Annotated in this window: 17 protein-coding genes and 2 pseudogenes; 7 read left to right on the plus strand and 12 right to left on the minus strand. The window is 61.8% G+C overall.

All coding sequences use genetic code 11. The features are described from left to right. Positions 1 to 21 precede the first annotated feature (21 nt). A complete protein-coding gene (locus tag V1292_RS28520) occupies positions 22 to 1194 on the plus strand; it encodes a trans-sulfuration enzyme family protein (RefSeq protein WP_334375909.1) in 1173 nt (390 codons plus the stop codon). A 126-nt stretch (positions 1195 to 1320) separates the two neighbouring features. Here the strand turns inward: V1292_RS28520 and V1292_RS28525 are convergent, their stop codons facing one another. Continuing rightward, complete coding sequence (locus V1292_RS28525; RefSeq protein ID WP_334375910.1) at positions 1321 to 1761, minus strand: globin family protein; 441 nt, start codon at positions 1759 to 1761, stop codon at positions 1321 to 1323. Between the two features lie 249 nt (positions 1762 to 2010). Further along, on the minus strand, positions 2011 to 2766 hold the full coding sequence (locus V1292_RS28530; protein WP_334375911.1) for an SDR family oxidoreductase: 756 nt from the start codon (positions 2764 to 2766) through the stop codon (positions 2011 to 2013). 137 nt (positions 2767 to 2903) lie between these two features. Between V1292_RS28530 and V1292_RS28535 the strand changes: the two genes are divergently transcribed. Then, a complete protein-coding gene (locus tag V1292_RS28535; RefSeq protein WP_334375912.1) occupies positions 2904 to 3794 on the plus strand; it encodes an AraC family transcriptional regulator in 891 nt (296 codons plus the stop codon). Between the two features lie 60 nt (positions 3795 to 3854). Here V1292_RS28535 and V1292_RS28540 read toward each other — a convergent pair whose 3' ends face one another. The 4 genes from V1292_RS28540 to V1292_RS28555 form a co-directional block, all read right to left on the minus strand. Further along, the gene (locus V1292_RS28540) at positions 3855 to 4490 is read right to left on the minus strand and encodes a class I SAM-dependent methyltransferase (RefSeq protein WP_334375913.1); all 636 of its coding nucleotides are present in this window, start codon (positions 4488 to 4490) and stop codon (positions 3855 to 3857) included. A gap of 252 nt (positions 4491 to 4742) precedes the next feature. Beyond that, positions 4743 to 5273 carry a dihydrofolate reductase family protein gene (locus V1292_RS28545; protein ID WP_334375914.1) on the minus strand — a complete coding sequence of 177 codons (531 nt, stop codon included), beginning with the start codon at positions 5271 to 5273 and terminating at the stop codon, positions 4743 to 4745. Positions 5274 to 5449: 176 nt separating this feature from the next. Continuing rightward, on the minus strand, positions 5450 to 6118 hold the full coding sequence (locus V1292_RS28550; RefSeq protein WP_334375915.1) for a hypothetical protein: 669 nt from the start codon (positions 6116 to 6118) through the stop codon (positions 5450 to 5452). A gap of 22 nt (positions 6119 to 6140) precedes the next feature. Continuing rightward, the gene (locus V1292_RS28555) at positions 6141 to 7025 is read right to left on the minus strand and encodes a LysR family transcriptional regulator (RefSeq protein ID WP_334375916.1); all 885 of its coding nucleotides are present in this window, start codon (positions 7023 to 7025) and stop codon (positions 6141 to 6143) included. 146 nt (positions 7026 to 7171) lie between these two features. Here V1292_RS28555 and V1292_RS28560 point away from each other — a divergent pair, with 146 nt between their 5' ends. From V1292_RS28560 to arsH, 4 genes and pseudogenes are all read left to right on the plus strand, one after another. Beyond that, on the plus strand, positions 7172 to 8245 hold the full coding sequence (locus tag V1292_RS28560; RefSeq protein ID WP_334375917.1) for an alpha/beta fold hydrolase: 1074 nt from the start codon (positions 7172 to 7174) through the stop codon (positions 8243 to 8245). A 208-nt stretch (positions 8246 to 8453) separates the two neighbouring features. Continuing rightward, complete coding sequence (locus tag V1292_RS28565; RefSeq protein ID WP_334375918.1) at positions 8454 to 8918, plus strand: PadR family transcriptional regulator; 465 nt, start codon at positions 8454 to 8456, stop codon at positions 8916 to 8918. A gap of 89 nt (positions 8919 to 9007) precedes the next feature. Beyond that, on the plus strand, positions 9008 to 9151 hold the full coding sequence (locus V1292_RS28570) for a hypothetical protein (RefSeq protein ID WP_334375919.1): 144 nt from the start codon (positions 9008 to 9010) through the stop codon (positions 9149 to 9151). Positions 9152 to 9157: 6 nt separating this feature from the next. Beyond that, positions 9158 to 9909 (plus strand): annotated as a pseudogene (gene arsH / locus V1292_RS28575) (arsenical resistance protein ArsH). A gap of 128 nt (positions 9910 to 10037) precedes the next feature. Here arsH and V1292_RS28580 read toward each other — a convergent pair. Beyond that, positions 10038 to 11108: a nucleoside recognition domain-containing protein gene (locus V1292_RS28580; protein ID WP_334375920.1), complete on the minus strand. Its 1071-nt coding sequence runs from the start codon at positions 11106 to 11108 to the stop codon at positions 10038 to 10040. A 117-nt stretch (positions 11109 to 11225) separates the two neighbouring features. Between V1292_RS28580 and V1292_RS28585 the strand changes: the two genes are divergently transcribed. Then, positions 11226 to 11678, plus strand: a complete 453-nt coding sequence (locus V1292_RS28585; RefSeq protein WP_334375921.1) for an Lrp/AsnC family transcriptional regulator — start codon at positions 11226 to 11228, stop codon at positions 11676 to 11678. A gap of 105 nt (positions 11679 to 11783) precedes the next feature. Here the strand turns inward: V1292_RS28585 and V1292_RS28590 are convergent, their stop codons facing one another. The 5 genes and pseudogenes from V1292_RS28590 to V1292_RS28610 form a co-directional block, all read right to left on the minus strand. Beyond that, positions 11784 to 13046 (minus strand): serine hydrolase domain-containing protein, encoded by a 1263-nt coding sequence (locus V1292_RS28590; protein WP_334375922.1) that lies wholly within the window; start codon positions 13044 to 13046, stop codon positions 11784 to 11786. A 242-nt stretch (positions 13047 to 13288) separates the two neighbouring features. After that, positions 13289 to 14464, minus strand: a complete 1176-nt coding sequence (locus V1292_RS28595) for a spondin domain-containing protein (RefSeq protein WP_334377195.1) — start codon at positions 14462 to 14464, stop codon at positions 13289 to 13291. Positions 14465 to 14881: 417 nt separating this feature from the next. Continuing rightward, positions 14882 to 15673, minus strand: a complete 792-nt coding sequence (locus V1292_RS28600) for an aminoglycoside adenylyltransferase family protein (protein ID WP_334377196.1) — start codon at positions 15671 to 15673, stop codon at positions 14882 to 14884. Positions 15674 to 15711: 38 nt separating this feature from the next. Beyond that, positions 15712 to 15848, minus strand: a pseudogene (locus tag V1292_RS28605) (GMP synthase (glutamine-hydrolyzing)); the annotation flags it as partial. Positions 15849 to 16585: 737 nt separating this feature from the next. Continuing rightward, the gene (locus tag V1292_RS28610; RefSeq protein WP_334375923.1) at positions 16586 to 17500 is read right to left on the minus strand and encodes a restriction endonuclease; all 915 of its coding nucleotides are present in this window, start codon (positions 17498 to 17500) and stop codon (positions 16586 to 16588) included.

Consider the following 17500-nt stretch of genomic DNA (forward strand, 5'->3'; position numbering starts at 1 on the left):
CGCCACTACGGAGAAATTCCCATGAATGACCAGACCCTCGTAGTCCAGTCCATGAAGGCCAGTACACACGGCTTTGCGAGTCTCGCCGTGCCGACGTATCGCGCTTCCACCATCGTCTTCGATTCCGCCGAAGAGTACCAGAATCGCGGCAAGCGACCGCCGGACGGCTACAGCTACGGCCTGTATGGCACCCCGACGACGCGAGAACTCGAGCAGAAACTGACGGCGCTCGAGAACGGTGTCCGCACCTTCCTCACCCCCTCCGGTCAGGCGTCAAACGCCTTCGCGTTGCTCGCACTGTTGTCTGCCGGCGACCGCCTGCTTATGGCCGACAACGTGTACCCTGCCACGCGCGCCTTTGCTGACCACGACCTCAGAAAGCTCGGCATCGACACCATCTTCTTCGATCCGACGTCATCGGAGGACCTTGCCGGCAAGCTCCACGGCGGTGCGAAAATGGTCTGGTGCGAACAGCCGGGGTCAACGACCATGGAGGTGACCGACCTGCCGCGCCTTGCCGAACTGAGCCATGCAGCGGGTGCGCTGGTCGGATGCGACAATACCTGGGCAACGCCGCTCAACCTGAAGCCGCTCGATCTTGGAGCGGACATCGTCACCGAAGCGCTCACAAAATACGTCGCCGGCCATTCCGACGTCTTCATGGGCTCCATCACTGTGCGTGACGAGAAATTCGTCGAGACGATGCGTTCAACGCTGGGCCGTTATGGCATAGGCGCCTCGCCCGACGACGCGTCTCTCGTGCTTCGAGGCATGGAAACGCTGGCCGTCAGGCTATCCTACAGCTCCCGGGTGGCGACTGATATTGCCTCGTGGCTCGTCTCACAGCCGATCGTCGAGGCAGTGCTCTTTCCGCCGCTGGCGCAATCGCCGGGCCACGCCCTCTGGAAGCGTGACTTCCGAGGTGCAAGCGGTGTGTTCAGCGTGATCTTTCGGCGAGGTATGGCGGCCCGCGTGCTTCAAGCTCTCGATACGCTGCGCATCTTCTCAATCGGAGCTTCCTGGGGAGGAACGCGCAGCCTTGTGGCACCGATGCCCGTCGTACAGCATCGCAGCGTCACGCCCTGGCCCCACGACGATTTGGTTTTGCGCTTCAGCATCGGGCTCGAAGCGGAACAGGATCTCCATGCAGACGTCGAAAGGCTTTTGCAGAGATTGTCCGCGGATCCGCAGTGAGTGACGGCGAAGCTCGTGGCGCAATAGCGAAGGCTAATCCGAGCTGGCGGAATGTCTATTCCGCCTATCGTTGATCTACTTTTCAAACAGCATGAGCGTCGCGGGCCAAGAGGCGACATGCCGGATTCAAATTGCCTGCAGGGTCGCGCTCTCTCGCGATGCGGCTGCCGCATCACGCATGACGCCGGACACGGTGCTGTATGCCTCCACCCAGGCGGACTTCGCCGCTGGCGTCCAAGCCTCTTTCAACCCCTGCTCCAGTGTCCATAGCAAGGCTGCACCAACCGTTTCGTAATGCCGATCCTCTACGCCATACCGAATATGGTTCCGCCCGAGGATCTCTAGCGTCGGTATCAACGACGGCAAGTCATCGACACTGTTGATCACGGCACTCAGTGCCTGGACGAGCTTCCGGCGCTGCTCTTTCATATCGGCATTCTTGAACAATCGCTGCAGCGATGGATCGAGCGTAAACAGTCTCTCATAGAACAAACCAGCCGCGATATCGCTGATCGGAATCACCTTTGCCCAGGTCGTCTTGAGAAGTTCTTTAGTTTCAGGAGACATGGCAGCACTTTCCTATCCGTTTGAATAATCTGATCGGAACACTGCAAATATGTACTGGGCCAACGCGCCAAGGTTCGATACCGGCACAATGATTTGTTGAGATCAGTACGTTCTCTTACTGCGAACGGCCCCAAAAGGAGCAGCGGGTCGCAGTTCATCTTTAGACCCACAGCAACGGTCACTTCGGTTCGGGGGGCGCGTGCGCGCCCCCGACACCAACATTAGCGTCAACGCGCTCCGGCGTATCGGTCAGATGACCTGGCCGCCGGAGACTTCGATCCGCTGGGCGTTGATCCAACGATTGTCCTCGCAGAGCAGGCTCGCGATCATCGGACCGATGTCATCGGGCTGGCCGACACGGCCGAGGGTGGTCATGCCCGCGAAGGTCTTGTTGAGATCCGGCGTATCGCGGACGGCGCCGCCGAGGAAGTCGGTCTCGATCGCGCCCGGCGCCACCGTGTTGACCGCAATGCCGCGGCTGCCCAGCTCCTTTGCCATGTAAACGCTGAGCACTTCCACCGCCCCTTTCGCCGCCGCATAGGCGGAGAAGCCGGGGAAGGACACGCGGGTCAGGCCGGTGGAAAGATTCACGATCCGGCCGCCATCGGCGATCAGCGGCAGCAGCGCCTGGGTGAGGAAGAACACGCCCTTGAAGTGAACGTTGACCAGCTTGTCGAACTGCGCCTCGGTCGTCTCGGCGATCGACGCCATATCGCCATGGCCGGCATTGTTCACGAGGTAATCGAATGTGTCGCGCTGCCAGGTTTTCCGAAGCATCGTCCGCAGTCGATCGGCGAACGAGGCGAAAGTAGAGACATCGCTGACGTCGAGCTGCAGGGCGACCGCCTTGCGGCCGATCCCCGCTATCTCGGCGACAACGGCTTCGGCGTCCTGCTGCCGGCTTTGATAGGTGATGATGACGTCGCTGCCCTTGCGGGCGATGTTGAGCGCCGTGTTCCGGCCGAGCCCGCGGCTTGCACCGGTAATGAGGGCGATCTTGGTCATGGTCGTGCTCCTGTTGCGTGAGTGACCACGCCGATATGGCGCACGCGAGCCAGCCTTAGTTGCCAGAACCTCGACGATCCTTGCCTAATCCTCCAGATCGAATTTACGCATCAATCCGGGCGCGATAGGATTGCCGCATGACCGACACTCTCCTCAAGGCTGTTCGCCGCTATGCGCAGGCCAATGCCGATCCGGCCGGGATTGCTCGCACTCCCATTGCCGGTCTGACGGCCATTCGTGCGACTGCACCGAGCGGCCTCGACTACGCGATCTCCCGACCGCTCGTCTGTCTCGTGCTGCAGGGAACCAAGCACGTGACGATGGGCAATCGGGCCTTCACATTCAGCGCGGGTGACTCTTTGCTGGTCACGGCTGACGTTCCAACGGTGAGCCAGGTCAAGCGGGCGAGCATCGCCTCGCCCTACTTCGCGCTCGTGTTGGACCTGGACCCGCCGGTGATCGCAGACCTCGCCGTAGAGATGAAAGCCGTGCCGACCGCCGACGGCGCGCCGGTGCGCTGGGAGCCGACCGATGCCGAGGTTACCGACGCGGCCCTTCGGCTGATGCGCCTGATTGAGCGCCCGGCGTCCGTGCCGGTGCTGCGCACACAGTTGATACGTGAGATGCATTACTGGCTTCTGACCGGCCGGCACGGAGAGGCGATCCGGCGTCTTGGCTGGCCGGACGGTCACGTGCAGCGAGTGGCGCGCGCGGTCGCAGTGCTTCGGGCCAAGTTCGCCCAGCCATTACCGGTCGAGCAACTGGCGGCCGTTTCCGGAATGAGCCCGTCGTCCTTCCATCAGCATTTCCGGGCAGTGACGTCGCTTTCGCCGCTGCAGTTCCAGAAACAATTGCGCCTGATCGAGGCGCGACGCCTGATGTTGTCCGAAGGGATGGCCGCGAGCAGCGCCGCCTTTGCGGTCGGCTACGAGAGCGCGTCGCAGTTCACCAGGGAATACGGCCGCCTGTTCGGCTTGCCGCCGGGCCGGGAGACCAAAGCAGCGAGAGGGAACGTCCAGGCCGCCTGATTCACCCTGCGCGCCGTTCACCAGTTCGTCACGATGAGAACGCCAAGCGGCTATCGATAGTTACTTCCTTGCCACAACGAACGGCCGCCCGTCCTTGCCGCGCGAGGCATGGCGAGCGCGCTCGATGATTTCAAATCCCGCTGCCGAAATTTCGCGCTCCAGGTCCTCCGCGGACAGGAACGCCACATAGGGCGCCTTGCCGACGAGCTGCATCAAGGGCAGCGCAATGCGCAATAGCGGATTCATTTCCTTCAGGCACGGCGTCTTGGAAATGAAGACCCCGCCGGGCCGCAGCAGCCGATGGACGCCTCGGAGCGCCGTTTCGCGCTCCGCCACCAGATGCAGGACATTGAAGCCGAAAGCGATATCGAAACTCGCGTCCGGCCACGGCGCCGCCTCGGGCCGCGCCACTTCGAACGTGGCGTTGCTGCAGCCTTCGGCTTTCGCCTTTTCGCGCGCGATCGCGATCATTTCGCCCGATAAGTCGGTCGCCACAATGCGCCCGACCGATGATGCAAGTCTTAGCGCCGTCGTTCCCGTCCCGCATCCGAACTCAAACGCCGTTTCGTCCCCCTTGAGGTAATGTCGCGTCCGCTCAAGCGTGCGCTCATAGCCCGCCATGTCGGCGATCGGGTCGGCGGCATATTTGCGCGCAGCGCGATCCCAGAACTGCGCGTCATTTGCAACACGAAACATGGCGGCTCTCCTGCGCGGTGACTTCTAGCATACGTGCAGGAAATGGAAATGCTAACGGCGACGCAGGTGCGCGGGGTGGATTCGCGAAAGCGTAACCCGCCGTTCAGGCGTTCGTCATGATGTGACAATGCGGTGAATTACCCCCTCGACTAACTGACTAATTAATCGCGGCCAGAAAAGACTGTCGCAACGACAATTCGTTTCAAACCGCGATGGCCGTTTTAGACAGGACCGACGGCACCGGACGAGCGATCAGGCAGGGACGTATGTCAGCCGGACCGTATCCTCGCCAATATGATCGGTGGCGACGAGGCGAAGGGGCGGCCGGGGGCCGGCGAAGAATGGCTTGCCCCGGCCAAGCACAAAGGGGCGGAAGTACAGTCGATACTCATCAATAAGGCCAGCGTCGCCCAGGCTTCGCGCCAAGTCTGGTCCGGCGACTTCAATCTCACCGCCGAGCCGAGCCTTCAGCTCACGGACCGCCTCGATACCATCCGTGAAGAGTGTGGCGTTGGGGCCGACGGACTTCAACGAGCGCGAGACCACCCACTTCGGTTGGCTCCGCCACACCGCCGCGTAATCGTGTTCTTCCGCGCCCCAATCGGGCTGGTCTTCGTCCCAATACCGCATCACCTCGTAGATGCGGCGACCGTACACACTGCCGGTGAAACCGCGCACCTGCTCGATGAAGTGACGAAAGAGCACCGGATCCGGTGGCCCCATCGCCGTGTGGTCGACGTAGCCATCCAGGGACAGATTCATTCCGAAAACGAGCTTCGCCATGTTCTGTCCTTTACTTCCAGCGAGGATCGCCGAGCGGACTCTCCGTCACGGCGGTTGCAGTTTGCAACTGGTTGTAGCCTACCGAGACTGGTTTTATATTGCAATCAGTTTTTCGGAGTGAGCATGTGGGTCACCAAGGCGCAACCTAGGGTGGGCAAAGCTGGCCGTAATTGTGGTCAACCCTCTACGGCGTTCTCATGAACCCCGCTGCCGCGAAGGCCCCAGAGGATCAGCGCAAAGGATATGATTCCCGTCGGGGCGGCTGGGTACATGACGAGTTGGATCAGCATCTCCTGAGCGTCGTTCCCACGTGCGCCGGCCGCCGCGATCGGAATGATCGAACCACCGGCTCCCAAGAGAGCCGCGATCACGAAACCGGCGATCGTTGCAAGCGCGGAATAGATGAGAAACCAGAATGCCAGCCGTGACGGCATCGATGTGAGCTTCAGCTTCGGCCAGACCAGACCCTCGGCCACAAGCAACACTCCGGTGAATCCGCTGAGCGTGTGAACCGAACGGCCGAGATTGGGTGCGGCGAAATACGGCCCCGCAAATCCCTGGAAGCTCGTGAAGAGGAACAGGGCCACGCCGATTTGAATCAGCCGGTGACCCTGGACGGCTAGTCGCGTCGCGCTCATGCGTTGCTCCTTTCGGCTGTCACCGTGATGTCTGGAGCCCGGTTCTGATTGAATCAGAACCGGGCTCCAGATTTTTGTTTTGACGCGTTTTCTTGACGCGAACCGGACCAGATCGAGTACCGCATTTACCGCGTCGCCTGATTGCTGCGCCTTGTGAGATTTATCGAGTGCTTCGATAAGGAAGATTCCGCGGCTACGGAATTCCACGCTGGCCTCGGCCGTGCAAGGCTTAGCGCAGTTCGCTTGCGGTTGCCCGCGCGGTCTCGACGAAATGGCGAAGCGCGCGCCGGGCGCCGCGTGGCCGCCATGCGATCGCGAGTTCCCAAGCGAGATCGTCGGGCCCCTCGACGAGAGGCACGAACGCGACCCCCTCGACGTTCATGGTTCGCGCGCCCGAAGGTACGAGGGCCAAGCCGAGTCCGGCGGCGACGAGGCTCAGGATCGTGTGCATCTGCCGTGCTTCCTGTGCGATGCGCGGCAGAAAGCCGGCCCGTCGGCAGGCCTGCATGATCCGTGTGTGAAGAGCCGGACCCTGCCGGTGGGGGAACAGAATGAAGGCGTGCTCGGCGAGATCTGTGAGCCTGCACTGGCCGGCTGACGCGAGCGGGCTGGCCGCAGGGACGGCGATGGCGACCTGATCGCGGTGGATCAGTTCAATCGTGAGGCCGTCAATCTCCTCTACTGGTGGGTGAAGGAAACCGAGATCAACTGTGCCGGTCGCCAGGTCTGATAGCTGTGCGTCGGTCGGGCGCTCATCGAGCCGAATGGCCACCTCTGGCCAGGCTTCCTGAAAACGGCGGATCGCGGCCGGGAGCACGCGATAGAGCGCCGCAGACACGAATGTCACCGAGAGCTCGGCAAGTTCGTCGGACGCAGCGCGCCGTGCAAGGCGCACGGCCTCGTCGCCCTGGGCGAGCGTCCGCCGCGCCTCCTCGAGGAACACCCGACCGGCCGGCGTGAGGCTCACGACGCGCTGGGTTCTTTCGAAGAGCGGGAAGCCGAGCTGAGCTTCGAGTCGCCTGATCGCTTGGCTCAGGGGCGGCTGAGCCATGACGAGCCGCGCTGCGGCCCGCCCGAAATGCAGTTCCTCAGCCACAGCCACGAACTGGCGCATGTGCAGTAGATCAACGGCCATATCCTGATCGTCTCAATAAAGATCGCATTGATATTGGTAACGTGGAACGCGAAGTACAACCTCCCTCGCATCGGCAACCGCAACCGGTGTTCTTGCCTCGAGCGCCGGCATTCAAGGAAGTGACGATGCGATTCTTGTCATTCGCCATGGCCACGGCGATGGCCTTGCTTACCCCGATCCAGGCCGGGGCCGAGATCTGGCGCGAGGATTTCCGCGTTTCCTCGGAGCCCGGGATAGAGTTGGCCCTCCGCGAGGTACGCGATACCGACGCGCGGGCGGCAAGGCCACCCGTGATCCTTCTGCACGGCGCTCGCGTACCGGGCGTCGCCTCCTTCGACCTTCCGGTCGAGGGCGGCTCGCTCGCCGCCGACCTCGCGCGTGCCGGCCACCGGGTGTTCGTTATGGACGCGCGCGGCTACGGCGGGTCGTCGCGCCCCCGTCAGGACGGGCCGCAGGATGGTCAACCGCTCACCAACTCGCACGAGATCGTACGCGACATTGGTGCCGTCGTGAGCGCGGTCGAACGCCGAACGGGCAGCGACCGCGTCGCGCTCCTCGGCTGGGCAACCGGCGGGCACTGGGCCGGCATGTATGCCGCGCTTCACCCCGAGCGGGTCAGCCACCTCGTCGTCTACAACAATCTTTATGGCGCAACGCGCGGGCACCCTTCGTTGGGGCCCGATGGCGAGAACGCTGACCCGGCGGATCGCAGCCGCTTCAACGTTGCGAGGTTCGGCACCTATCGGCTGAACACCGCCGACTCGTTGTTGCCCTCATGGGACCGCTCGATCCCGGCTCGGGACAAAGCAGGCTGGCGCGATCCGGCGGTGGTCGAGGCCTATCTGAAAGCGGCGCTCGCGTCTGATCCGACCTCCACCAAGCGGAGCCCGCCGGCGTTCCGGGCACCCTCGGGCGCGATGGAGGACAGCTTCTATCTCGCGTCGGGCCGACAGTTGTGGGACGCGGCGTCGATCACGGCGCGGGTGTTGATCGTGCGCTCAGGCAATGATTTCTGGAGCCGGCCAGAGGACGTGACGGCCTTGGCAAGTCACTTGGCCAATGCTGTCGAGGTGCGCACCGTCACGATTCCGAACGCCACCCACTACGTTCACCTCGATCGCGCCGAGCATGGGCGGGCGCAGTTCCTGAGCGAGGTGACACGCTTCCTCGCGCAGCCACCCCTGGCGGCGGCGCGATGACGCAGATAGCGGCCATCGCTGAGCGGATGGCGGCTTCTGGGTTCCCGGATAGAGACTATCGACAGCGACCGGTCAAATCTTTGTGCACAGATGCGAGCGGGGTCCCAACAACAGGCGCTCAAGAACACCGTCACCCTGCATATTACCAGGCGTGGATTCCGGCCGACGAGTACGTCACGGCTTAAGCTCCGCATTGCTTGATACCTCGATGTTCGAGGCCTACATGGTTCGTATGGCTCGCCTGCCTCGCCCCGTAAAGGCCATCCGTTCGGCGCCTCGCCCAATGCTCGATTACACCGATCGCGCGTACTGGCAGGGAACGATCAAGATGTCGCTTTCCAAGTTCTTCGTACTTTGCGTGCTTCATCAGAAGCGGATGCACGGATACGAGGTTGTCCAAGCAGTTCAAAGAACGACAAAGGGATGCTGCAGTCCTACCGAGGGAACGGTCTATCCGGTGCTCAACGAGTTTGAGGCAGGCGGCTACCTCACCTCGCATTCCGAGATTGTCCAGGGGCGCGAACGGAAGGTCTACACCCTCACCAGGAAGGGGCGCGAAGCGTTCCAGACCGCAGTCGACGCATGGCTGGAGGCGACAGATTGCATCATTGCCAGCAAGGCAGCAGCAGATGCGATGAATCGTTCGCGCGGCAAAGCCAAATACACATGCTGATATTTTTTTGCACTTATACATCGATGATCAAGGCATCGGTATCCGATGCGTCTGTTGGGTCGCTGCATATATGCATTTCAAAGAGTCAAATGAACATGGTCATCGCGCTTGGCAGCGCTCAGGCCGGCCGCAGGATCGACCTGTTCGGCGGCCGCGACGTGCTGGCCGTTATCGGTCGCTCGAACTTGCCGGCTTCGTCGCTCTCCTTGCTCCCACCCTTCATCAACGGTTGAACAAGCATGAGACTTCGTTCACTTGCCAATCCGGATCTCCTGCCCGCGCTCGACAAGCGCTACGCCCTGCAACGGCCGGAAACCGACCTTGGCGGCGGTCCACAGTATCCCCCACGCATCCTGCTGCTCTACGGATCGCTGCGGGAACGCTCCTATTCCCGGTTCGTCGTCGAGGAGGCAGCGCGCCTGCTGCGGTTCTTCGGAGCCGAGCCGCGGATATTCGATCCCTCGGATTTGCCGCTACCCGATCAGGTCAGGGCGGACAATCACCCGCTGTCCACGAGTTGCGCGAGCTCGCCATGTGGTCGGAAGGACAGATCTGGTGCAGCCCGGAGCGCCACGGCCAGATCACCGGCGTCATGAAGGCGCAGATCGATCACTTGCCGCTCGACATCGGCGGCATGCGGCCTACCCAGGGCCGGACACTGGCCGTCATGCAGGTTTGCGGCGGCTCGCAGTCGTTCAATGCGGTGAACACGCTTAGGCTCTTGGGACGCTGGATGCGGATGTTCACCATCCCCAACCAATCGAGCGTCGCGAAGGCCTTCCAGGAGTTCAATGAAGCCGGACGGATGCGGCCGTCTGGCTACTATGAGCGGATCGTCGACGTGGTCGAGGAACTTTTCCGTTTCACGATCTTGCTCCGACCGCATGTCGCTGCCCTGAGCGACCGATACTCCGAGCGCAAGGAGGCGGGCCGCCCGGCGAAAGATGTCGAGACTGACCTGTCGGCGATCGCAACAGCGCACCAGCGGTGAGGAACACGAGCGTGACTAAGGCTGGTCCGGCCGACTGATCTCCACTTGGTCAAGCGCGACCGAGACTGGCCGCAGGGCATCGCCCCTCTGGCACGCCTGCGGGCCTGAATTGCGCTCCACACGACGCTTCAGTTCTCCGCGGACCCCGCCCCTCCCTTTACTTTCCGGCTGGTCCCGCCCAAAGGACGCGAGGCGAGCAAGCGCCCTGCTAACGTTTCGTCGAGCGACGGCGCGAACTGACGTTCTTCCCTATGGAAGAGGGCTTTGAAGAAAAGAGTGTCAGAAGCCGAATTGATTATTCTGGCGATCAAGGCGGTCGCGAGCACGGCAAAGGCCAGGCGAGCAAGAAGCACGCTCGTAAGGTCAGCGCCGAGCGCGACGACGACCACCGTATCCTCGATGAGGCTGTGGGCAAAACCCATGAACACGCAAGCGAGGAATATCTGACGCGGCTCTGCGCTAGCCGTGCGCGCCTCGCGGATCAGCAGTCCTGCGCCATAGGAAATCCCAAGAAACAGGCCGACAGCGGCGAAAGGCACCGTCTGCTTTTCAATGCCAGCGAGTCGAAAGAGTGGCGCAAGCCCACTGTTCATCCAATCCAGGATGCCTGACATCTTGAGAAGCTCGATTAGCCAACTCAGCGAAAGCAGAACGAACAGCATGATCGCCAGGGTCTTGAGTGTGCCCAGGAGAACGCCGCTCCAACCGGTGCTTTCATTCATCGGCATCCAGGCCGGCTTCACCGGCTCGGACTGCCATCCGGTGGCGGCGAATATCTGGTGCAGAAGGACGGCAAAGATCAACCCTCCGCCGATACGAAGCGCCGCGGTGACCAGGAAGCCAGGTCCGGCTTTTTGAATTATCCGTTGCTCGATCGGAATGGCGTGCGCAAACAGCAAAAGAGCCGAAAAAACTGTCATGTCGGCTGTGCTGAGTGCTGAAAGCGGAACCAGGGTGAATATGGTCACAAGCGCCCCCCAGATCCCGACCAGCAATCCGGTCAGCCAGGCAAAGGCGAGTTCGGGTGGCAATCCCACCAGCGTCATGACTGGGGAGAAGAACGGAGAAATCGCCTGGATGACACCAAGGTCCTGCAGAAGCTGGGTGACTATCGCAACCGGCACGATGACGCGAACCAGCTCCCAATAGATTTCAAGCGTTTCCAATGTCTTGCGATAGACGGCGGTGCAGATCGTCATTGGCGGCTCCATCAGCGTTGGAGCCCCGTGACTAGCGGGAGACGCTTCGCATTTGCGGTCAAACTTTGCGATTCTGTGCAATAAAATTGCATCGACGGACGCCGAGCGAGGACCGAGATGGACAAGATCGACAGGAAGCTTCTCAACCTGCTCCAGGATGACGCTTCACGGACGAACGCCGAACTGGCGGAATTGGCCGGGCTTTCCCCCTCGAGCTGCCTGCGCCGCATTCGACGACTGAAAGAAAGCGGCGTCATCAGCCACGTTGTCGCGCTTCTTGCCCCGGCCAAGGCTGGCCGAGGCATGAAGGCGTTCGTCACCGTCGAACTGGAGCGACATGGCGAGCAATACATGCATGATTTTTTGGAACGGGCCGCTCAGGAAACGGCCGTCACTCAGGCCTACAGCGTGAGCGGCCAAACCGACGCCGTCCTCATGCTACGCTTGACGGATATGGACGAGTTCGATGCGCTGTGCGAGCGGCTGTTCCGAGAGCGAAGCAATGTCGCACGATACTACACCATGTTCGTGATCCGAACGGCCAAAGAAGTGACCGCAATTCCGCTCTAGATTCTACAGTTCGATAGACCTACCGGCTGCCTTCGCATTGCGGTCGTTCGCGACCACATGCTCAGCGGGGGCGGTCCCCTGCGGATCGGCGTGAGCGCCACGGCGTCAGCCTCCCGCCATCAGATCCTTCGCCAGCGCCATGTAAGCCGGCAGCGTTACCGGATCGTTGGCGGCGTTGCCGGCGGCCGGGTGCGAGGCATAGCGGGCGATCACCATCTCGGCTTTCGGATCGATATAGATGCCCTGCCCGTGAACGCCGCGCGCCATGAAGGCGCCGTGCGCGTTATGTGTTACCCACCACTGGTTCCGGTACGAGGCGCCGGGCAATGTGGTGTAGCCGGCCGGCTTGAACTTTTCGGGATCGCCGCCGCGCGCGATGTCTTCGACGACTTGAGACGGCACGATCTGGCGGCCGTTGAAGCGGCCGTGATTGCGGATCGTCTCGCCGAAGCGGGCGAGATCGCGCAAGCTGGTCGAAAGGCCGCCGCCGCCGCTTTCGGTGCCGATGCGGTCGACGTGATAATGCGCGTCCTCTTCCGCACCCATCGGAATCCAGATCCGCTCCGACAGCAGATCGGACAGCGTCATGCCGCTGGCCCGCCGGCAGATCCAGGCCAGCACGTCTGAATTGACGGTCTTGTAGGCGAAGGCCTTGCCGTGCTCGCCCTGCTTGCGCTGCGCACGCAGAAAATCGAAAATATTGGTCGCGCCCTCGTAGCCCGGCTCGATCGGCGCCATGCCGTTCGCCCGCCTGAGCCCGAACACGCCGGAATTCTTGTCGGTATAGACCTCGGTGTATTCGAGGCCCGTGGTCATATCCATCGCCTCGTGCACGCGCGCATCGCCGAACGCGCTGGCCTTCAGCTCGGGGACATAGTCCGTGATCGGCGCCTGCGGATCGATCTTGCCCTCTGCCACCAGAATGCCGGCGAGCGTGCCGGTGAAAGATTTCGTGACCGACATCGCGATATGCGGTTTGTGCGGCTTCAGCGCACCGAAATAGCGCTCGTAGATCAGCTTGCCCCGGTGCAGCACGGCGATGCCGTCGGCATAGGTTTCCTCAAGCATGCGCGCAAACGTCATGGGACGTCCGTCCATCGTGACCGAAGCGGACGCACCGATATCGTGCTCCTCGCGCGGCAGCACCGACGCGGGCCCTGCCCCGCGCCAGACGTTTACGGTCGGCACCAGTTGGCGAATATTGCTCCATGCCCAGCGCAATTCGGGGAAGCTGCGGAACGATCCGGTATGGAACGTGATGGTTTTGTCCGGCGGCGGGGGAAAGCCCTGCATCCAGCCGAGTGCTTGCGGATCGGTCTCGGCGGCAGCGGGGGCGGCGGTCTGACTGGGGGCGGTCGCGACGGACATGAAGGCTGGCTCCCGGGGGACGATGCGAACTCGTAACATGGCTATGCGTAGTGCGCAGCCAGCGTTTTAGCGGGGGTGATCGGCGCGGCGAGCAGATTTGTAGCCCGCACGAGCGCAACGATATGCGGGGAGAGTGGCCCCGGGTATCGCTGCGCTCACCCGGGGCTACGCTTGCTTGCCGAGCCCGTACCGCTTGCGGTTTTGCGCCGCATGACGTCCGAACTCGATCAACCGCGTCTATCCTAGGCGAACAGCAAGTTGTCGGCCGAAAGACCACGGAGCGACTCTCCTGGCAGGAAAATGCTGCCGTCGTCGCCGAAGTCGATGACGACGCCGGAATGGCGTTGTGTCGCGTGAGTAAGCACGTCCTCGAAGCTGTCGACGCCCTCGACATTGAGTGCGATCTGGTCGTCCTTGCCGAATCCCACAATCGCGTCGTTGCCGTCGCCGCCTTGGAACATGAACGTGTCGGCGCCCGCACCGCCCACTATCCAGTCGTCGCCCTCCCCGCCGGCAATCAGGTCGTCGCCCCGGCCGCCGAAGATCTTGTCATCGCCGGCGCCGCCATTGAGCTGGTCGTCGCCCCGGCCGCCAAAAATCTTGTCATCGCCGGTGCCGCCATCGACAACATCCCAGCCGGCGCCGCCAAACACCGTGTCGTCACCCCCGCCCGCCGTGACAAGGTCATCGTCTCCGCGGCCGATGATCAGATCGCGGCCGTCCGTTCCTTCCCGAAAGCGAACCGTGTTGATGTGAACTTCAGCGAGCTGGGCGCCCGGACGGGTGAAGTCGGCCGCGACCGGATCAATGAACTCGCCGGCCTCATTGAAGCCGCCGAGGATGATCTGGTCGCCTTCGCCGACCGGATTGCCCAGAGAGCCGTTGAATCCGGGATGGAGGTGAACGACACCGGACTCATTCAAGCCAGTGTTGGGCGCGGTCTGGTTGATGAAGGCCGCGTCAAGTTCGGTGTTTACTTCGGTGCCGGCGTCGTAAGCATCTGTGCCCGCGAATGCGATCGTCGTCTCGCCGAGGAAGCGACCCTGGGCGTCGAACAGCCGCAACGCCTCATCCGTGCCGATGAACGCATCGTTCGACGGGATAATCATCGATCCGAAACTGGCGAAGGGATTGGAGACACCGTCGACGTCGAGGATGGCCGAGGTGGTCTCCTGCGTCGCGATGGGGCCGGCGGCGCCGGCGACGAGCAAACCCTGTCCGTCGGCATCGGCCGTGACGAGCTCGGTACCAAGTATCGTGGCGGCGCCGTCCTCGGCCAATTGCTCGAGCCCCGGCGAAGCCGCTTCGCCGACGTTGAACAGATCGAAGCTTCCATCGTGGAAACCGAGCCAGGCCGGCGTCAAAAATGTGCCGCCGCTCTCGGAGGTATTTTTGATTGTGACCCTGAGTTCAGTCATGGACGCCTCCCCTTGACTGCAAGGCCCCCAGAGGATCACTCCCTAGTCAGCGCCATCGATCGGATCAAATGACAATAGCTCACGTCCAATCACAAGGCGTTGCGACATACAACCTGACTGACCCATCGCAATGCGTGCCATGATCAGCAGGATGCCACAGCAGCCGGCGTGGCGACGATCTTTGCGCTTACACCTCCGGGCAGTCTGAGTTCGGCCGTGGGCTCGTTTCTGGCGGTAACTCGTTCTGATGAGACAATGCGGTGGATTACGCCTTCGGCTACTAATCCACCCTACGAGCTGAAAACTTCGATGCCTTCATCGGCTCCGCTCCTCCGAGCGGAGATCCGGCGCCGAAAAGCTCTACCCTCAATGCTCCAGTTTGAAGGGTTCAGACCAACGTGAAGCGCCGGCGAGCGATCATAGCGGAAGTGACGGCGAGGTGACTTCCACCTTGCAGAAGCGGGCAAAAGCCAGGACCTCATCGAGACGATTGCCCAGATCGTCTTCACCCCCGCCGAGATAGGCCCGCAGCGCCGTCTCCATGACAGGCCGGTGCTGATGCGGCAGGCGTTCAAGCGTCCATCGGGCAGCGGCATCCTTGGACGCGATTTCGCCCGTGCAGGCGCTGAACCAGATGCGGGCCAGCGTAAGAATGATGTTCCTCTCGTCACCGCGGAGATCGTCCTCGCAATTCCACAGGGACAATGTTTCGTGCAGCGCGCGGCGAAAGTCAGCCGGCGGCACAGGATCGAAAAGATCGGACGCGCGGGGCCCCTTCAAGGCGACACTGTGCCGACGCAGCTTTGTCAGCAGGATCGCAAGATCACGATCCTCGATGGGAGGTTCGACGATTCCCCGCTTCACGTCGCCGCGCAGCCACTCGCCGAATTGCAGTTCACGCCGTGGAGAATAGCGCCACGGCACCACTTCGGCTTTGACGATGACTGTCACTTCCAGTGGGCGCAGCGGCGTGCCACCCTTCGGCGTTCCCGACACCGCCAGCAAGCCCGTCATTAACGAGGCCCGCGCGACAGGCGAAAGCGCGGCATTGACGGTAACCAGCAAGTCGATGTCGCTATGCGGCTTCAGCCCACCATCGATGGCAGAGCCGAACAGATGGATAGCATGAACCTGGCCGCTGAGGTGCTGCTCGATGACCGCAAGCGCCTGCTGTAACTGCTCAGCGATTTCGTCGGGAACAATAGGCATAGTGCTCATGAAAGTGCGCGATAGCGAGAGCCTCGCCCTCACTCCCACTCAAGCGTCCCCGGCTGCTTACTCGTCACATCATACACTACCCTATTCACCCCTTCACCTCGTTGATGATTCGCGTCGCGGTCTGGCCGAGGAAGCTCATGTCGAAGGGATAGAAGTCGGCGGTCATGTTCCGCCCGGTTTCTGATCTACTTTTCAAAGAGCATGAGGGTATGGGTCCGCATTCTCGCGGCGAAGCGCCCGAGCTTTGCGTCATCTGGGGCCCTCTGCACTAGTAGAGGGCGCAGGGAAGACCGGGTGCTGGCTGCACCCGCGGTCTCGTGTGCAATTGCGCATAGCAAAAGCGCACACGAGCATACAGGTACAGCGGGAGCATCCCGGCCTTCCCTGCGCGATGGCTTTACGGCTTATAACGTGCTCTCCCCGGCGAACGGCTTTTTTGCCACCGTCGCCCCCAAGAAGCTTAGCTTGCAGCTTCGCTCCTTAAGGACTTAATGCCAGCACCGCGACATCAGGACCACACGACTTCGCCGTACGCCTCTTGCGCGCAACGTCTATCGCGCCTTCAGCGTCCACCGCATCTCACCGCACGTCAGTGACGATGGCCAACGCCCCTCATCTGCCGTGAGACGGACGGAGTTATGCGACTGATTTGGGTGAGAACGAAAGCAGAATATTTTTGATTCCGGGGCTTGACACGACTTCTGAAAATCAGAAGTGATTTGCCTGTCGTGCTAGTTTGTGACGCGGCCTTGAGCTACCGTTGCAATTTTTTGCACTGTAACCGTGATGCGACGAGCCCACTCCTATTCGATGGTCACAATACCGGAACCTGAAATCGTGCAGAAAATCTCAAGAATAGGGTCGCCATCCCGGCGACGACGACGGCCCATCGAAAAACCCGCTTCAACGGCCACGCAAGCTAAGGTCTCGAACCGCAACGAAGGCGCGATTTGTCTCTGCCGCACGGCGGGCCTTCTCCTCCAAGACGTCGATCAGCGATACGCGGCGCGAGAGAACCTCGTAGAGATCGAGACCGTCAGCACAAATGAGATTGGTCTGACGGCCGCGCGCAAACGCATCAAGCCCGTCTATCGTGAAGCCTGAGTTGCTAACAAACAGACCGCGCGACCACGATGCTTTCCCTGCAACCTTTCCTGAGAAGATCATCAGGTCCGCGAAACCGATCTGCGGTCCGTGCCATTTGGCCTCCACCAGATAGGTCTGTCCCTGAAGCTTGAAGCTACCGTCGATCTGTTCCCCCACCAGGCGGAAAGCCCCGCGAGGTGCAAGGCCGAAGCCAGCAAACAGCTCGTTGAGGAATGCTTCGAAGCGAAGGCCGCGTGTCTGCGGGTCGAGCTTCGTGATCTCAATGAGAAGCGCGGCAAGCTCCTGCGCCTTCGCCTCGTTCAGCATTGTTGCTGGTCGGGGCGCGGGCTCCTCGGCTTTCGGCGGGCCGAAACTGCTGAGGAAGCCCGAATCCAGTAACTCCGGAATCTTGAATTGCACGCCGGGAAGGAGGCTGTTCAGCCGGTCGATCTCTTCGCGGCTCAGGGGATTTCCCTTACCGCGTCGGTAGGTCATGGCCTGCCGGACGATTGCCACGATCAGCTTTGTAAAGCACGACCGGCGCTGTTCGAGCGTCGCGGTCAAGAGCTGGACGATCGCAGGCCTCTTGCTGCCCGGAACCCATAGATCTCCGACGCCAGCTTGCGATGCCGCAAGCGGAAACGCCGTCCTGTTGTTTCCGCTTCCCGGAAGGAAATCGTAGAGGAGGTCCGCTAGGTCTTCGACCGCCTGGGCTTCACGAAATGACAGCAT

It is taken from the genome of Bradyrhizobium sp. AZCC 1719, assembly GCF_036924525.1.
Taxonomy (GTDB): domain Bacteria; phylum Pseudomonadota; class Alphaproteobacteria; order Rhizobiales; family Xanthobacteraceae; genus Bradyrhizobium.

What these genes read in the sequence shown, in the direction of transcription:
- V1292_RS28555 (WP_334375916.1), bottom strand. Translation starts at nt 7,025, where the DNA reads ATGCGCCAGTTCGTGGCTGTGGCTGAGGAACTGCATTTCGGGCGGGCC.
- V1292_RS28565 (WP_334375918.1), top strand. Translation starts at nt 8,454, where the DNA reads ATGTTCGAGGCCTACATGGTTCGTATGGCTCGCCTGCCTCGCCCCGTA.
- V1292_RS28595 (WP_334377195.1), bottom strand. Translation starts at nt 14,464, where the DNA reads ATGACTGAACTCAGGGTCACAATCAAAAATACCTCCGAGAGCGGCGGC.
- V1292_RS28545 (WP_334375914.1), bottom strand. Translation starts at nt 5,273, where the DNA reads ATGGCGAAGCTCGTTTTCGGAATGAATCTGTCCCTGGATGGCTACGTC.
- V1292_RS28525 (WP_334375910.1), bottom strand. Translation starts at nt 1,761, where the DNA reads ATGTCTCCTGAAACTAAAGAACTTCTCAAGACGACCTGGGCAAAGGTG.
- V1292_RS28600 (WP_334377196.1), bottom strand. Translation starts at nt 15,673, where the DNA reads ATGCCTATTGTTCCCGACGAAATCGCTGAGCAGTTACAGCAGGCGCTT.
- V1292_RS28590 (WP_334375922.1), bottom strand. Translation starts at nt 13,046, where the DNA reads ATGTCCGTCGCGACCGCCCCCAGTCAGACCGCCGCCCCCGCTGCCGCC.
- V1292_RS28560 (WP_334375917.1), top strand. Translation starts at nt 7,172, where the DNA reads ATGCGATTCTTGTCATTCGCCATGGCCACGGCGATGGCCTTGCTTACC.
- V1292_RS28570 (WP_334375919.1), top strand. Translation starts at nt 9,008, where the DNA reads ATGAACATGGTCATCGCGCTTGGCAGCGCTCAGGCCGGCCGCAGGATC.
- V1292_RS28585 (WP_334375921.1), top strand. Translation starts at nt 11,226, where the DNA reads ATGGACAAGATCGACAGGAAGCTTCTCAACCTGCTCCAGGATGACGCT.
- V1292_RS28610 (WP_334375923.1), bottom strand. Translation starts at nt 17,500, where the DNA reads ATGCTGTCATTTCGTGAAGCCCAGGCGGTCGAAGACCTAGCGGACCTC.
- V1292_RS28530 (WP_334375911.1), bottom strand. Translation starts at nt 2,766, where the DNA reads ATGACCAAGATCGCCCTCATTACCGGTGCAAGCCGCGGGCTCGGCCGG.
- V1292_RS28580 (WP_334375920.1), bottom strand. Translation starts at nt 11,108, where the DNA reads ATGACGATCTGCACCGCCGTCTATCGCAAGACATTGGAAACGCTTGAA.
- V1292_RS28520 (WP_334375909.1), top strand. Translation starts at nt 22, where the DNA reads ATGAATGACCAGACCCTCGTAGTCCAGTCCATGAAGGCCAGTACACAC.
- V1292_RS28535 (WP_334375912.1), top strand. Translation starts at nt 2,904, where the DNA reads ATGACCGACACTCTCCTCAAGGCTGTTCGCCGCTATGCGCAGGCCAAT.
- V1292_RS28540 (WP_334375913.1), bottom strand. Translation starts at nt 4,490, where the DNA reads ATGTTTCGTGTTGCAAATGACGCGCAGTTCTGGGATCGCGCTGCGCGC.